14 protein-coding genes and 1 other annotated feature are annotated in these 14361 nt (G+C 53.6%); of the genes, 9 read left to right on the top strand and 5 right to left on the bottom strand.

Annotated elements, in window-relative coordinates; translation table 11 throughout:
- The first annotated feature begins 43 nt into the window (after positions 1-43).
- The 6 genes from OGY35_RS04610 (at position 44) to OGY35_RS04585 (ending at position 6274) form a co-directional block, all read left to right on the top strand.
- Entirely contained in the window at positions 44-730 is a 687-nt protein-coding gene (locus OGY35_RS04610) for a tRNA/rRNA methyltransferase (RefSeq protein WP_286631542.1), read from the top strand.
- A 213-nt stretch (positions 731-943) separates the two neighbouring features.
- Positions 944-1009: a thr operon leader peptide gene (gene thrL, locus OGY35_RS04605; protein ID WP_032337689.1), complete on the top strand. Its 66-nt coding sequence runs from the start codon at positions 944-946 to the stop codon at positions 1007-1009.
- Positions 945-1064 (top strand) — a sequence feature (Thr leader region). Its footprint overlaps the gene before it by 65 nt.
- A 25-nt stretch (positions 1065-1089) precedes the next feature.
- Entirely contained in the window at positions 1090-3552 is a 2463-nt protein-coding gene (gene thrA / locus OGY35_RS04600; RefSeq protein WP_286631541.1) for a bifunctional aspartate kinase/homoserine dehydrogenase I, read from the top strand.
- A gap of 1 nt (position 3553) precedes the next feature.
- Positions 3554-4483: a homoserine kinase gene (thrB, locus tag OGY35_RS04595; RefSeq protein ID WP_152405946.1), complete on the top strand. Its 930-nt coding sequence runs from the start codon at positions 3554-3556 to the stop codon at positions 4481-4483.
- 3 nt (positions 4484-4486) lie between these two features.
- Positions 4487-5773 carry a threonine synthase gene (thrC, locus tag OGY35_RS04590; protein WP_286631540.1) on the top strand — a complete coding sequence of 429 codons (1287 nt, stop codon included), beginning with the start codon at positions 4487-4489 and terminating at the stop codon, positions 5771-5773.
- Between the two features lie 201 nt (positions 5774-5974).
- Positions 5975-6274 carry a DUF2502 domain-containing protein gene (locus OGY35_RS04585; protein WP_286631539.1) on the top strand — a complete coding sequence of 100 codons (300 nt, stop codon included), beginning with the start codon at positions 5975-5977 and terminating at the stop codon, positions 6272-6274.
- 38 nt (positions 6275-6312) lie between these two features.
- Here the strand turns inward: OGY35_RS04585 and yaaA are convergent, their stop codons facing one another.
- Both yaaA and OGY35_RS04575 read right to left on the bottom strand, forming a co-directional pair.
- Entirely contained in the window at positions 6313-7086 is a 774-nt protein-coding gene (gene yaaA / locus OGY35_RS04580) for a peroxide stress protein YaaA (protein WP_152405943.1), read from the bottom strand.
- Between the two features lie 69 nt (positions 7087-7155).
- A complete protein-coding gene (locus OGY35_RS04575) occupies positions 7156-8586 on the bottom strand; it encodes an alanine/glycine:cation symporter family protein (protein ID WP_286631538.1) in 1431 nt (476 codons plus the stop codon).
- 407 nt (positions 8587-8993) lie between these two features.
- On the opposite strand from OGY35_RS04575, the gene tal reads away from it, so the two are divergent.
- The 3 genes from tal (at position 8994) to OGY35_RS04560 (ending at position 12086) form a co-directional block, all read left to right on the top strand.
- Positions 8994-9947: a transaldolase gene (gene tal, locus OGY35_RS04570; RefSeq protein WP_152405941.1), complete on the top strand. Its 954-nt coding sequence runs from the start codon at positions 8994-8996 to the stop codon at positions 9945-9947.
- Positions 9948-10067: 120 nt separating this feature from the next.
- Positions 10068-10655: a molybdopterin adenylyltransferase gene (gene mog, locus OGY35_RS04565; protein WP_152405940.1), complete on the top strand. Its 588-nt coding sequence runs from the start codon at positions 10068-10070 to the stop codon at positions 10653-10655.
- A gap of 123 nt (positions 10656-10778) precedes the next feature.
- Positions 10779-12086, top strand: a complete 1308-nt coding sequence (locus OGY35_RS04560) for an MFS transporter (RefSeq protein ID WP_286631537.1) — start codon at positions 10779-10781, stop codon at positions 12084-12086.
- A gap of 34 nt (positions 12087-12120) precedes the next feature.
- Here the strand turns inward: OGY35_RS04560 and satP are convergent, their stop codons facing one another.
- The 3 genes from satP to OGY35_RS04545 all read right to left on the bottom strand — a co-directional run bounded on the left by satP (position 12121) and on the right by OGY35_RS04545 (position 13997).
- Positions 12121-12687 (bottom strand): acetate uptake transporter, encoded by a 567-nt coding sequence (gene satP, locus OGY35_RS04555; protein ID WP_286631536.1) that lies wholly within the window; start codon positions 12685-12687, stop codon positions 12121-12123.
- A 150-nt stretch (positions 12688-12837) separates the two neighbouring features.
- Complete coding sequence (gene msyB / locus OGY35_RS04550) at positions 12838-13551, bottom strand: acidic protein MsyB (protein ID WP_286631535.1); 714 nt, start codon at positions 13549-13551, stop codon at positions 12838-12840.
- Between the two features lie 41 nt (positions 13552-13592).
- Positions 13593-13997, bottom strand: a complete 405-nt coding sequence (locus tag OGY35_RS04545; RefSeq protein WP_178826715.1) for a DUF2541 family protein — start codon at positions 13995-13997, stop codon at positions 13593-13595.
- Positions 13998-14361: the final 364 nt, after the last annotated feature.

Below are 14361 nucleotides of genomic sequence, written 5' to 3'. Positions count from 1 at the left end.
CAGGTCACACAAGTGTCTGCGGACAGGCATATAGAGAAGAAAAATGCGCATAACAATTATCCTCGTCGCTCCTGCCAGAGCGGAAAATATCGGCGCGGCAGCGCGCGCCATGAAGACCATGGGGTTTACGCAGTTGCGTATTGTCGACAGTCAGGTTCATCTTGAACCCGTTACGCGCTGGGTGGCGCATGGCTCCGGCGATATTATTGATAATATTGCCGTTTTCCCAACTCTCGCGGATGCGCTTACCGATGTTGATTTTACCGTCGCCACCACGGCGCGCAGCCGGGCCAAATTTCATTACTACGCGACGCCAGCGGAGCTGGTACCGCTCCTGGAAGAAAAATCGGCCTGGATGAATCATACCGCGCTGGTTTTTGGTCGTGAAGATTCCGGACTGACCAACGATGAACTGGCGCTGGCAGATATTCTGACTGGCGTACCGATGGTTGCAGATTATCCTTCATTAAATCTGGGCCAGGCGGTAATGGTCTACTGCTATCAATTAGCAAATTTAATGCAACAACCTGCTAAAGAAGTCGATTCATCTGATGAATTTCAGTTACAGGCATTACGATCTCGCATAATGACATTACTGACCTCTCTGGAGGTTGCGGATGACATCAAACTGGTCGACTGGCTGCAACAGCGTCTGGGTCAATTAGGGCAGCGAGACACGGCAATGTTGCACCGGTTAGTCCATGATATCGAAAAAAATATCACAAAATAATAGTTCGTCTTTAGTCTTATTTTTGGTGATAAGTGCTAATTTCAAGAGGGGTGTTCCTGCTGTATTGGTTGAAAATAAACCCTTCGCCAGCAGCACATGAACAAGTTTCGTCAGGTGAGTAAATCAAATATTTATTGACTTAGGTCACCAGATACTTTAACCAATATAGACATACAGCACAGACAGATAAAAATTACAGAGTACACAACATCCATGAAACGCATCAGCATCACCATTACCACAACCATCACCATTACCACAGGTAACGGTGCGGGCTGACGCGTACAGGAAACACAGAAAAAAGCCCGCACCGAACAGTGCGGGCTTTTTTTTCGACCAAAGGTAACGAGGTAACAACCATGCGAGTGTTGAAGTTCGGCGGTACATCAGTGGCAAATGCAGAACGTTTTCTGCGGGTTGCCGATATTCTGGAAAGCAATGCCAGGCAGGGGCAGGTAGCGACCGTTCTTTCTGCCCCCGCTAAAATTACCAACCATCTGGTGGCGATGATTGAAAAAACCATCGGAGGTCAGGACGCATTGCCCAATATCAGCGATGCCGAACGTATTTTCGCCGAACTTCTGACAGGCCTCGCCGACGCCCAGCCTGGCTTTCCGCTGGCGCAGTTGAAAGTGTTTGTTGAACAAGAATTTGCCCAAATTAAGCATGTGCTGCATGGGATTAGCCTGCTCGGACAGTGCCCGGACAGCATTAACGCTGCGCTCATTTGCCGTGGCGAAAAGATGTCGATCGCCATCATGGCGGGGTTACTGGAAGCGCGTGGTCACCATGTTACCGTTATTGATCCGGTCGAAAAACTGCTGGCGGTGGGGCACTACCTTGAATCCACTGTCGATATTGCTGAATCAACGCGTCGCATCGCCGCCGGGCGAATTCCCGCTGACCACATGGTGCTGATGGCCGGTTTCACCGCCGGTAATGAGAAGGGCGAACTGGTGGTACTGGGACGTAACGGCTCAGATTACTCTGCTGCGGTTCTGGCTGCCTGCTTACGTGCCGACTGCTGCGAGATCTGGACGGACGTCGACGGTGTGTATACCTGCGATCCGCGCCAGGTGCCCGACGCCAGGTTGCTGAAGTCGATGTCTTATCAGGAAGCGATGGAGCTCTCCTATTTCGGCGCGAAAGTGCTTCACCCTCGTACCATTACCCCCATCGCGCAGTTCCAGATCCCTTGCCTTATCAAAAATACCGGTAATCCGCAGGCGGCAGGCACGCTGATCGGCGCCAGTCGCGATGAAGACGAACTGCCGGTGAAGGGGATTTCAAACCTCAATAATATGGCGATGTTCAACGTCTCTGGTCCCGGTATGAAAGGGATGGTGGGGATGGCGGCGCGCGTGTTTGCGGTGATGTCCCGCGCGGGAATTTCCGTCGTATTGATTACCCAGTCTTCTTCTGAGTACAGCATCAGCTTTTGCGTGCCGCAGGCGGACTGCGCACGTGCTCAGCGCGCTTTACAGGATGAGTTCTATCTCGAGCTGAAAGAGGGCGTACTGGAACCTCTGGCGGTCACTGAACGGCTGGCGATTATCTCCGTCGTCGGGGATGGCATGCGGACGCTGCGCGGTATTTCAGCAAAATTCTTTGCCGCACTGGCGCGCGCCAATATCAATATCGTGGCCATCGCTCAGGGCTCCTCCGAGCGTTCCATTTCGGTGGTAGTCAACAATGACGACGCCACGACAGGCGTACGCGTCACCCATCAGATGCTGTTCAACACCGACCAGGTGATTGAAGTGTTTGTCATTGGCGTCGGTGGGGTAGGCGGCGCGTTACTGGAGCAGCTTAAGCGTCAGCAGACCTGGCTGAAGAAAAAACATATCGACCTGCGCGTGTGCGGCGTGGCGAACTCCAGAGCGCTGCTGACCCATGTGCATGGCCTGAACCTGGAGAACTGGCAGGCCGAGCTGGCTGAAGCGAAAGAGCCGTTCAATCTCGGCCGCTTAATTCGCCTGGTGAAGGAATATCATCTGCTGAACCCGGTGATTGTTGACTGCACCTCCAGTCAGGCGGTGGCCGATCAATACGCTGACTTCCTGCGCGAAGGTTTCCACGTGGTCACGCCGAACAAAAAGGCGAATACCTCGTCGATGGATTACTACCATCAGTTGCGTTTCGCTGCCGCGAAATCACGGCGTAAATTTCTCTATGACACCAACGTGGGTGCCGGTCTGCCGGTGATCGAAAACCTGCAAAACCTGTTGAACGCGGGCGATGAGTTACTGAAATTCTCCGGCATTCTGTCTGGTTCGCTGTCGTTTATTTTCGGTAAGCTCGACGAAGGCATGAGCCTCTCTGAAGCGACCCGCATCGCGCGTGAAATGGGCTATACCGAGCCAGACCCGCGTGACGATCTTTCCGGAATGGATGTGGCGCGTAAGCTGCTGATCCTTGCCCGTGAAACCGGACGCGAGCTGGAACTGTCTGACATCGTCATTGAACCGGTGTTGCCGAAAGCATTTGATGACTCCGGTGACGTTGACGCGTTCATGGCGAATCTGTCGCAGCTTGATGACGCGTTCGCCGCTCGCGTGGCAAAAGCCCGTGATGAAGGCAAAGTATTGCGCTATGTTGGCAACATCGAAGAAGACGGCGTGTGTCGGGTGAAAATTTCTGAAGTGGACGGTAACGATCCGTTGTACAAAGTGAAAAACGGTGAAAACGCGCTGGCTTTCTACAGCCACTACTATCAGCCGCTGCCATTGGTTCTGCGCGGTTATGGCGCGGGCAATGACGTCACGGCGGCAGGGGTGTTTGCTGACCTGTTGCGCACCCTCTCATGGAAGCTAGGAGTTTAACATGGTTAAAGTTTATGCCCCGGCTTCCAGTGCCAATATGAGCGTTGGATTTGATGTGCTTGGGGCGGCGGTGACCCCCGTTGATGGCTCACTGCTGGGCGACGTGGTAACGGTCGAGGCGGCAGACAGTTTCAGTCTGAACAATCTGGGCCGCTTTGCGGACAAACTGCCGTCAAAACCGCGTGAAAATATTGTCTACCAGTGTTGGGAGCGTTTTTGTCAGGAGCTGGGTAAGCAAATCCCGGTGACGATGACGCTGGAAAAAAATATGCCAATCGGCTCCGGATTAGGCTCCAGCGCCTGCTCGGTGGTGGCGGCACTGGTGGCGATGAATGAGCACTGCGGCAAGCCGCTGAATGACACGCGTCTGCTGGCGATTATGGGGGAGCTGGAAGGGCGTATCTCCGGCAGCATTCATTACGATAACGTCGCGCCGTGCTTCCTCGGCGGTATGCAGTTGATGATTGAAGAAAACGGCATTATCAGTCAGCAGGTGCCAGGCTTTGATGAGTGGCTGTGGGTGCTGGCCTATCCAGGCATTAAGGTTTCCACCGCGGAAGCGCGGGCCATTTTACCTGCGCAATATCGTCGCCAGGATTGCATTGCCCACGGGCGACACCTGGCCGGGTTTATTCACGCCTGCTATTCCCGCCAGCCAGGGCTTGCGGCGAAACTGATGAAGGATGTGATTGCCGAACCGTATCGCGAACGTCTGTTGCCAGGTTTTGCCCAGGCGCGTCAGGCCGTCGCAGAAATTGGCGCGCTGGCGAGCGGTATTTCCGGTTCAGGGCCGACGCTGTTTGCGCTCTGCGATAAACCGGATACGGCGCAGCGCGTGGCGGACTGGCTGGGTAGTCACTACCTGCAAAATCAGGAAGGCTTTGTTCATATTTGCCGGCTGGACACGGCGGGCGCACGAGTACTGGGATAATTGATGAAACTCTACAATCTTAAAGATCACAACGAACAAGTTAGTTTTGCGCAGGCCGTCACGCAGGGGCTGGGCAAAAATCAGGGGCTGTTTTTCCCGCACGATCTGCCGGAATTCAACCTGACAGAAGTGGATGAGATGCTGAACCAGGACTTCGTCAGCCGCAGCGCGAAGATCCTGTCCGCGTTTATCGGCGATGAAATCCCGCAAGAGATCCTCGAAGCGCGCGTACGTGCCGCCTTTGCTTTTCCGGCACCGGTTGTCCAGGTAGAGGGCGACGCCGGTTGTCTGGAACTGTTCCACGGCCCGACGCTGGCGTTTAAAGATTTCGGCGGCCGTTTTATGGCGCAGATGCTGACCCACATCAGCGGCGACAAGCCGGTGACCATTCTGACGGCAACCTCCGGTGATACCGGCGCGGCCGTGGCACATGCGTTTTATGGTCTGCCGAACGTGCGCGTGGTGATCCTCTACCCGAACGGCAAAATCAGTCCGTTGCAGGAAAAACTGTTCTGCACGCTGGGCGGCAACATTGAAACTGTCGCCATCGACGGTGATTTTGATGCCTGCCAGGCGCTGGTCAAACAGGCCTTTGATGATGAAGAGCTGAAAGTGGCGTTGGGGCTGAACTCGGCTAACTCTATTAATATCAGCCGCCTGCTGGCGCAGATTTGTTACTACTTTGAAGCCGTTGCACAATTGCCGCAGGAAGCGCGGAATCAACTGGTTGTTTCTGTTCCAAGCGGCAACTTTGGCGACCTGACAGCGGGCCTGCTGGCGAAATCCCTCGGCCTGCCGGTGAAGCGTTTTATCGCCGCCACCAACGTTAACGACACAGTGCCCCGCTTCCTGCAGGACGGGCAGTGGGCGCCAAAAGCGACCCAGGCGACGTTGTCTAACGCGATGGACGTGAGTCAGCCGAACAACTGGCCGCGCGTAGAGGAGCTGTTCCGCCGTAAAATCTGGCGTCTGAATGAGCTTGGTTATGCTGCCGTGGATGATGAGACAACGCAGGAAACGATGCGTGAGCTAAAAGCGAAGGGCTACACCTCTGAGCCGCACGCGGCAGTGGCGTACCGCGCTCTGCGTGACCAGCTTAATCCGGGCGAATACGGCCTGTTCCTTGGTACCGCACACCCGGCGAAGTTTAAAGAGAGCGTGGAAGCTGTCCTGAATGAAACGCTGGAACTGCCGAAAGAACTGGCGGATCGTGCGGATCTGCCGCTGCTTTCGCAACATCTGCCGGCAGATTTCGCTGCTCTGCGTAAGCTGATGATGACGCGCGGTTAAGTTTGTCGCCGTGTTGAAAACGCCGGGGATACCCGGCTTTTTTATGGAGAAAATAAGGAGAAATTACGCAGAGAAAAAGCAGAAATTCTCAATAAATGCGGACACTTAGAGATTAGGATTGCGGAGAATAACAACTCACGTTCCCATCACGTAATCTCCTTTCATCGACCCGAAACGGGCAATGACAGAAAGGAGTACCTCATGAACAAACTGAAACCTGTGCTTCTGGCACTCTCCATGATGCTGGTGACTCCACTCGTAGTACAGGCGGCTGAAATCACTCTGGTTCCTGCCGTTAAATTACAGATTGGCGATCGCGATAATCACGGTAACTACTGGGATGGCGGAAACTGGCGCGACCATGGCTGGTGGAATAAACACTATGAGTGGCGCGGAAATCGCTGGCAGTCGCACGGACCGCGTCCGCAACCGCACTATGATAAACACGATGACCGTCGTCATGGCGATCATCGTCAAGGTCCTGGCGGGAAACACCATTAATGCTTATGCCGGGCAGACGCGCGTCCCCCGGCAGCGCATTACGGTTCGTGACGCTTAAACACCAGTTCGCCATTCCCGGAGGCGGCTTCATCAAAGAAGTAACCTTCGCTGTTGAAGTCGGTGAGTTGTTCAGGCTTCGTCAGACGGTTTTCAATGATGTAGCGGCTCATCAGGCCGCGCGCCTTTTTGGCGTAGAAACTGATGACTTTGAACTTACCGTTTTTCTCGTCGAGGAAGACGGGTTTAATCAGCTCAGCGTTCAGTTTCTTCGGCTTCACGGAACGGAAGTATTCATCCGATGCAAGGTTAATCACCACCTGGTCGCCCTGTGCGGCGAGCGCTTCATTGAGCTTATCCGTGATGATATCGCCCCAGAATTGATACAGATCTTTTCCTTTGGCGTTCTCCAGACGAATGCCCATTTCCAGACGATAAGGCTGCATCAGATCCAGCGGGCGCAGTACACCGTACAGGCCTGAGAGCATACGCAAATGCTGCTGAGCAAAATCGAAATCGGCTTCGTTGAAGGTTTCGGCCTGCAATCCGGTATAGACATCACCTTTGAAGGCCAGAATAGCCTGGCGTGCGTTTTCCGGCGTGAAGTCCGGCTGCCAGTCGTGAAAGCGGGTGGCATTCAGGTCAGCAAGCTTATCGCTGATGTGCATCAGTTTACCGATCTGCGGGGCCGAGAGCTTGCGTGCCACATGAATCAGTTGCTGGGAGTGGTCCAGCAGCTCAGGCAACGTATGGCGCGTTGTCGCCAGCGGGCTCTGGTAGTCGAGCGTTTTTGCAGGTGAAATCAGAATCAGCATATCCAGTCCTTGCAGGAAATTTACTGCGACTGTAGCAAAAAACACGACTGAGTTGATCGATAGTTGCGATTAGTCTCGCGGTATGTCGTCCCAGGCATCTGGCGCCAGTTGCTGTTCAATATCCGGGTAGCGCAGCGGATCAAAGACCGGACGAACCCCCAGTTTTCGCTGGCGTAAGTAGTCGCTGGCCAGAGTATGCACCACCGGAGAGAGCAGCAATATTGCCGTCAGGTTAGTGATCGCCATGCAGGCCATGATGACATCTGCCAACTGCCATAGCAGCGGGAAGCTGAGCAACGTTCCGGCCACCACCGTCAGGCAGGTGACAATACGTAAAATCCAGATGGTGCGTTTGTTGTCCAGGTTCAGAAAGTACAGGTTGTTTTCCGCATAGATGTAGTTGACCACAATGGAGCTGAAGGCAAAAAGAATCACGATAACCGCGACGAACGCAGCCCCCCAGTCACCGACCAGCGCGTTCATTGCTTTCTGCACCAGTTGGATCCCTTCCATCGACGCATAGGTCGTGCCGTTGCCAGCCAGTAAAACCAGCATTGCCGTTGCACTACAGACGACCAGCGTATCGATAAAAATACCGATCATCTGCACAATCCCTTGCGCTGCAGGGTGCGGCGGCCAGGATGATGCGGCGGCAGCGGCGTTAGGCGTTGAGCCCATCCCGGCTTCATTGGAAAACATACTGCGTTGAAAACCGCTGGTGATCGCCTGGCTCAGCGTATATCCCGCCACGCCGCCCGCGGCTTCTTGCCAGCCAAACGCGCTTTTGATGATAGAAATGATGATGTCAGGCAACTGGCCGATATTGATCAGACAAACCACCAGGCTGGTGACCACCCACATCAGCGCCATCACTGGGACGAACCACTGCATCATCCGTGCCACGCCCTTGATCCCCCGAACGATGACCAACAGGGCGGCAATCGCCATGACAATACCGGTGGCGATCGGCGGGAAATCAAACGCGAATTTGAGGGCGCGGGATACGGAATTGGCCTGTACGCTGTTGAACACCAGTCCGTAGGCGATCAGCAAAAAGATGGCGAATAACACGCCCATCCAGCGCATGCCTAACCCACGCGCCATATACCAGGCGGGGCCACCGCGAAACTGACCGTGGCGATCGCGCTCTTTGTAGAGCTGTGCGAGGGCGCATTCGGCAAATGAGGTTGCCATACCAATGATGGCGGCGACCCACATCCAGAACACTGCGCCAGGCCCGCCTGCGGTAATGGCCAGCGCCACGCCCGCCAGGTTGCCGCTACCGATACGGGCGGCAAGGCTGGTACAGAGTGACTGAAACGAGGTTAACCCTCCCGGCTGTGGGTTAATGCTGTTTCTCAGACTTTTGCCAACCTGGCGGATATAGCGAAATTGTACGAAGCCTGTGCGCCAGGTAAACCAACACCCTGCCCCAAAGAGCAGGTAGATCATCACTGACCCCCAGAGCACATCATTAATAAACGCGAAAAAATCAGGCATTAACATCCCTCTTGTTGCTGCCGGTACGCTGTAACAACCCTGTGTAAGCGTTACCAATTGTTGAATAGTATATATACACTTCATCCTTCAGGCTGCCTCTTTGTTGGCTGCACGCTAAAACCTCAGTCACATCGTTTTCTCTGTTCCTGGGATTTTATCGTTTGCCGTCTCGAGGCAACCCGAACGCTTTTGTGTAGACACCGCCAGGCAATTGATAGCGACCGCGTAGTGTACATGAGGTTGAGTGCCTGAATGGCGCGCTACATCAATGCCGGATCAGAAATTGTCCGCAGGTGCCCTCAAGGGGATAAGCGCATTGTCTGCGGTTGCGCTGTCACAACGTCGTGTTATCATCAGGGCAGACCGGTTACATCCCCCTAACAAGCTGTTTAAAGAGAAACACTATCATGACGGACAAATTGACCTCCCTTCGTCAGTTCACCACCGTGGTGGCCGACACCGGAGACATCGCGGCAATGAAGCTGTATCAGCCGCAGGATGCCACAACCAACCCTTCTCTCATTCTTAACGCAGCGCAGATCCCGGAATACCGTAAGCTGATCGATGACGCTGTTGCCTGGGCTAAGCAGCAGAGTAGCGACCGCGCGCAGCAGATTGTTGACGCAACCGACAAACTGGCAGTGAACATCGGTCTGGAGATCCTGAAACTGGTCCCGGGTCGTATCTCCACTGAAGTGGATGCTCGCCTGTCCTATGACACTGACGCGTCTATTGCCAAAGCGAAACGCATCATCAAACTGTACAACGATGCAGGCATCAGCAACGATCGCATTCTGATTAAACTGGCTTCAACCTGGCAGGGCATCCGCGCTGCAGAGCAGTTGGAAAAAGAAGGCATCAACTGTAACCTGACGCTGCTGTTCTCCTTCGCGCAGGCGCGCGCCTGCGCCGAAGCTGGCGTGTTCCTGATCTCTCCGTTCGTGGGTCGTATTCTTGACTGGTATAAATCCAATACCGACAAGAAAGAGTATGCCCCGGCTGAAGATCCGGGCGTGGTTTCCGTTACGGAGATCTACGAATACTACAAACAGCATGGCTACGAGACGGTTGTGATGGGCGCAAGCTTCCGTAACATCGGCGAAATCCTTGAGCTGGCTGGCTGCGACCGCCTGACCATCGCACCGGCACTGCTGAAAGAGCTGGCGGAAAGCGAAGGGGCTATCGAGCGTAAACTGTCCTTCTCTGGCGAAGTAAAAGCGCGTCCGGAACGTATCACCGAGTCTGAGTTCCTGTGGCAGCACAACCAGGATCCGATGGCGGTAGATAAACTGGCGGACGGTATCCGTAAGTTTGCTGTCGACCAGGAAAAACTGGAGAAAATGATCGGCGATCTGCTGTAATCATTTTTGCCCTATGTAGCGTGGTCGGTACACCGGTCACGCTACCTCTTCTGAACCCTGTCTGTCCTTCCCTTCGCAGTGTATCATTCTGTTTAACGAGACTGTTTAAACGGAATAATCATGAACACCTTACGTATTGGCTTAGTTTCCATTTCTGACCGCGCCTCCAGCGGTGTTTATCAGGATAAAGGCATTCCGGCACTGGAAGAGTGGCTATCGACGGCGCTGACCACGCCTTTCGAGGTGCTGACACGCTTGATTCCTGATGAACAGGTCATCATCGAACAAACACTGTGTGAGCTGGTAGACGAGATGAGTTGTCATCTGGTGCTGACCACCGGGGGCACCGGTCCTGCACGTCGTGATGTAACGCCGGATGCTACCCTCGCGGTTGCCGATCGCCAGATGCCTGGCTTTGGCGAACAGATGCGCCAGATTAGTCTGCACTTTGTGCCGACGGCGATTTTGTCACGTCAGGTCGGGGTGATTCGCAAGCAGGCGTTAATCCTCAACTTACCGGGCCAGCCGAAATCCATCAAAGAGACCCTGGAAGGGGTGAAGGATGCAGAAGGTAAGGTCGTCGTGGCGGGTATCTTTGCAAGTGTACCGTATTGTATACAGCTCCTTGACGGGCCGTATGTGGAGACCGCGCCGGAAATCGTAGCATCTTTTCGCCCGAAAAGTGCCAGACGCGATACAAATGCCTGAAGTTAGTCTTTTCGTAAGATAAGTGATAGTGAAAGTGGCGTGTTGATTTGTTTACGGTATAGTAAGTTTTGCTTTACATGTGTCGTTCATAACATCCAACGCTCCACAGACTTATGGTTCACTATGTCACAACATACACGCCCCCTGAATCGCCAGGATTACAAAACGCTGACGCTGGCCGCTCTTGGCGGTGCGCTTGAATTTTACGACTTCATTATCTTCGTCTTTTTCGCAGCCGTGGTGGGGGAGTTGTTTTTCCCCGCTGATATTCCCGAATGGCTTCGTCAGGTACAAACCTTTGGCATCTTCGCTGCCGGGTATCTGGCGCGTCCGTTAGGCGGCATTATCATGGCGCATTTTGGCGATTTGGTCGGGCGCAAAAAGATGTTCACCTTGAGCATTCTGCTGATGGCCGTGCCGACGCTGGCGATGGGGTTGTTGCCGACCTATGCCGCTGTTGGGATTGCCGCGCCCTTGTTGTTGCTGTTGATGCGCATTCTGCAGGGCGCTGCGATTGGCGGCGAAGTGCCGGGCGCATGGGTGTTCGTCGCCGAGCACGTCCCTGAACGTCGAATTGGGATGGCTTGCGGCACGCTGACGGCAGGTTTGACGGTGGGGATCCTGTTAGGCTCGGTGGTGGCGACGCAGATTAACACACACCTGACGCAACAGGCTGTACATGACTATGGCTGGCGAATTCCGTTCCTGCTGGGGGGAGTTTTTGGGCTGGTGGCGATGTATTTACGCCGCTGGTTACAGGAAACGCCTATCTTTCTGGAGATGCAACAGCGCAAGACGTTGGCTCAGGAACTGCCGGTGAAGTCGGTGGTGGTGAATCACCAGAAGGCGGTGGTGATCTCCATGCTTCTGACCTGGCTGCTTTCTGCAGGGATTGTGGTGGTGATTTTAATGTCGCCGGTCTGGCTGCAAAAGCAGTACGGCCTGTCACCGGCCCTGACGTTGCAGGCAAACAGCGTGGCGACCATTATGCTTTGCCTGGGTTGTCTGTTAGCGGGCTTTATCGTCGACCGTGTTGGTGCCAGCAAAACCTTTATTGTTGGCAGCATATTGTTAGCCTGTTCGAGCGGGTTGTTCTATCACCTGTCGGGCACACATTCGCAGTACTTATTCCTGCTCTATGGGCTGGTGGGATTGTGCGTGGGTGTGGTGGGCGCGGTGCCATACGTGATGGTGCGCGCGTTTCCTGCGGAAGTCCGCTTTACCGGCATTTCATTTTCCTACAATGTTTCTTACGCCATTTTCGGTGGACTGACGCCGATTGCCGTGACACTGCTAATGAGCGTTTCGCCGATGGCACCGGCCTGGTATGTGCTGGCGTTGTCGCTGGTGGGATTGGGACTGGGTGTTTGGCTGCGACAGGATATGTATTATCGCGATACGGAAATGCAGGCTGAGCTACAACAGCCGTAATAATAATCCCCCCTTAACGGGGGGATACTGATGATTAGTGCGCATCACCAATCGGCAGAATGGTACGGCCGAACTGTTCGTTCAGCACTTCACCCATCGCCAGATAAATCGCGCTGGCACCACACACTAAGCCAACCCAGCCGGCAAAGTGGATCACCGCTTCGTTACCCGCAATGTTACCCACGGCCAGCAGGGCGAACAGAACGGTCAGGCTCAGGAATACGAACTGAAGCGCACGTGCGCCAGTCAGCGTGCCGAAGAACATAAACAGAGTGAATACGCCCCACAGGCCCAGGTAGGCACCGAGGAACTGCGCATTAGGCGCTTCTGTCAGACCCATTTTCGGCATCAGCAGGATCGCAACCAGCGTCAGCCAGAACGAGCCGTAAGAGGTGAATGCGGTCAAACCGAAGGTATTCCCTTTTTTGTATTCCAGCAGGCCGGCAAAAATTTGCGCAATACCGCCGTAGAAAATTCCCATCGCGAGAATAATACCGTCAATGGCGAAGAAACCCGCGTTATGCAGGTTAAGCAGAATGGTGGTCATGCCGAAGCCCATCAGGCCCAGCGGTGCCGGGTTAGCCAACTTAGTGTTGCCCATAAATCCTCAAAATCATCATTAATTGAATGGTGAAATAGTTATCCCCGTTAAAACATGACACCGTTCGGGGCGCGGCATAATAATCAGGGGAGAAGGGGCTGTCTATGATCTGAGGAGGGGAAAATGAATTATTTTCCCCTGTGACCGACATCACGCTCTTGTCGCGTTGATCATCCGGCGCAAACAGGCGATTTGCAGTACTGCCGGGATCGTGACGCGATAGGCGCTGCCGCTTACCGCTTTCACGCCGTTTAGCGCTGCGCCCACCGGGCCGCCGAGACCTGCGCCGCGAAGCAAACCGTGACCCAGTACGCTCATCGCGGCATGGGTGCGCAGAATACGGGTGAGCTGACCAGAAAGGAGGTGTGAAACCCCTTTTGCTAATTGATGATCTTTCAGGAGGAGCGGCAGTAACTCCTCCAGCTCAGAGACTTTTGCATTGACGGCTTGCAGGAACGTTTGCCGCTGCTCCACGTCCATTTTTTTCCAGGTGTTGCGTAGAAAATGCTCCAGTAGCTGTTGCTCGATGTCGAAAGTGGACATCTCTTTATCCGCCTTGAGCGACAACCGACCGGAGACATCAAGCAAAATGGTACGATACCGTTTTCCGTGCCCCCGTAGCTTATTGATGATGCTGTCGCCGCCGAAATGCTGAAATTCGCCGGCGATCAGTTGCCAGTTCTGGCGGTGCTGCTCCGGGTGTCCTTCCATCGCTTTAAATCGTTCGCTGTGGTTTAACACGCTCGACAGACGGGTTTTCCCCTTTTCATTATGCGTCAGCAGGCGGGTAAATTCGGCCAGTTGCTCTTCGCTACAATGTTGAAGAAAATCTAAATCCTCGTCATTTAAATAAGTGACATTCATCTTAGGCCCAACTTTTATCATTATTCCTGAAAAGCAGCGGCTTAGTCGTCGCCGATAATTTTCAACGTTGCCATATCAGAAGAGTTCACCGTGTGGCCAGAGAAGGTGATTTTTGATACGCAGCGTTTGTTGTCGTTATCGCTATTGATGTTTATCCACGCAGTGGTCTGCCCTTCTTTAATCAAGTGCGGAACATTCAGGCTCTGGTTGGCGCTGCGTGATGCTTTGAAATAGACGGAGGCGCCGCTGAGCTGAACGTCGCCGTGATCGGTAGTTAACTGAATTCGTTTGACCGGGCGGCAGACGGGAATTTTCAGCGCCAGATCGTTGGTTTCATTACGGGGCATTGCAATGACCCCCAATACTTTGTGATCGTTAGCCTGAGCGCTTGTGGTGAACAAAACGCCCACAAGCAAGCTGGCGGAGATCGTCAGAACAGATTTCATGGTCTTTCTCTTTCAGAAGGTCAGCAAAATGTTCTTTATCTTACCCCTCTCCTTGTGCTGATTAATGGGCGTAATCTTTTCTTTTTATTACAATTTTTCTGTGAATTGTTGCTTTGTTTTTATGGTTTCAGTGAATGTTTTAGCCCATGGAAATGCTGTCGTCGGCCACCTGTCCTGGTTTTAATGACCCTTTATGACGGCGGGAATAAATATTTTTTTTTCATTCCCCCCTTGATGAAGTGGGTTGCGACCCCACTTAGTAGTCAACCGCAGTGGTGAGTCTGAAAAAAAACGAATCAAGGTAGTTGAAACCGCACGTTTCGCCCTTATTACAGACTCACAACCACATGTTGACCGAATTTTT

The organism is Citrobacter sp. Ct235 (genome assembly GCF_030332305.1).
GTDB classification, from domain to species: Bacteria; Pseudomonadota; Gammaproteobacteria; order Enterobacterales; family Enterobacteriaceae; genus Citrobacter_A; species Citrobacter_A telavivensis.
The sequence above is the reverse complement of the archived record's forward strand: the minus strand, read 5'-3'. Positions and strand labels throughout refer to the sequence as shown.

Excerpts from the sequence above, each read along its gene's own strand:
- OGY35_RS04585 (WP_286631539.1), top strand. The coding sequence starts at position 5,975 with ATGAACAAACTGAAACCTGTGCTTCTGGCACTCTCCATGATGCTGGTG.
- thrA (WP_286631541.1), top strand. The coding sequence starts at position 1,090 with ATGCGAGTGTTGAAGTTCGGCGGTACATCAGTGGCAAATGCAGAACGT.
- thrC (WP_286631540.1), top strand. The coding sequence starts at position 4,487 with ATGAAACTCTACAATCTTAAAGATCACAACGAACAAGTTAGTTTTGCG.
- mog (WP_152405940.1), top strand. The coding sequence starts at position 10,068 with ATGAACACCTTACGTATTGGCTTAGTTTCCATTTCTGACCGCGCCTCC.
- satP (WP_286631536.1), bottom strand. The coding sequence starts at position 12,687 with ATGGGCAACACTAAGTTGGCTAACCCGGCACCGCTGGGCCTGATGGGC.
- yaaA (WP_152405943.1), bottom strand. The coding sequence starts at position 7,086 with ATGCTGATTCTGATTTCACCTGCAAAAACGCTCGACTACCAGAGCCCG.
- OGY35_RS04560 (WP_286631537.1), top strand. The coding sequence starts at position 10,779 with ATGTCACAACATACACGCCCCCTGAATCGCCAGGATTACAAAACGCTG.
- msyB (WP_286631535.1), bottom strand. The coding sequence starts at position 13,551 with ATGAATGTCACTTATTTAAATGACGAGGATTTAGATTTTCTTCAACAT.
- OGY35_RS04545 (WP_178826715.1), bottom strand. The coding sequence starts at position 13,997 with ATGAAATCTGTTCTGACGATCTCCGCCAGCTTGCTTGTGGGCGTTTTG.
- OGY35_RS04610 (WP_286631542.1), top strand. The coding sequence starts at position 44 with ATGCGCATAACAATTATCCTCGTCGCTCCTGCCAGAGCGGAAAATATC.
- tal (WP_152405941.1), top strand. The coding sequence starts at position 8,994 with ATGACGGACAAATTGACCTCCCTTCGTCAGTTCACCACCGTGGTGGCC.
- OGY35_RS04575 (WP_286631538.1), bottom strand. The coding sequence starts at position 8,586 with ATGCCTGATTTTTTCGCGTTTATTAATGATGTGCTCTGGGGGTCAGTG.
- thrB (WP_152405946.1), top strand. The coding sequence starts at position 3,554 with ATGGTTAAAGTTTATGCCCCGGCTTCCAGTGCCAATATGAGCGTTGGA.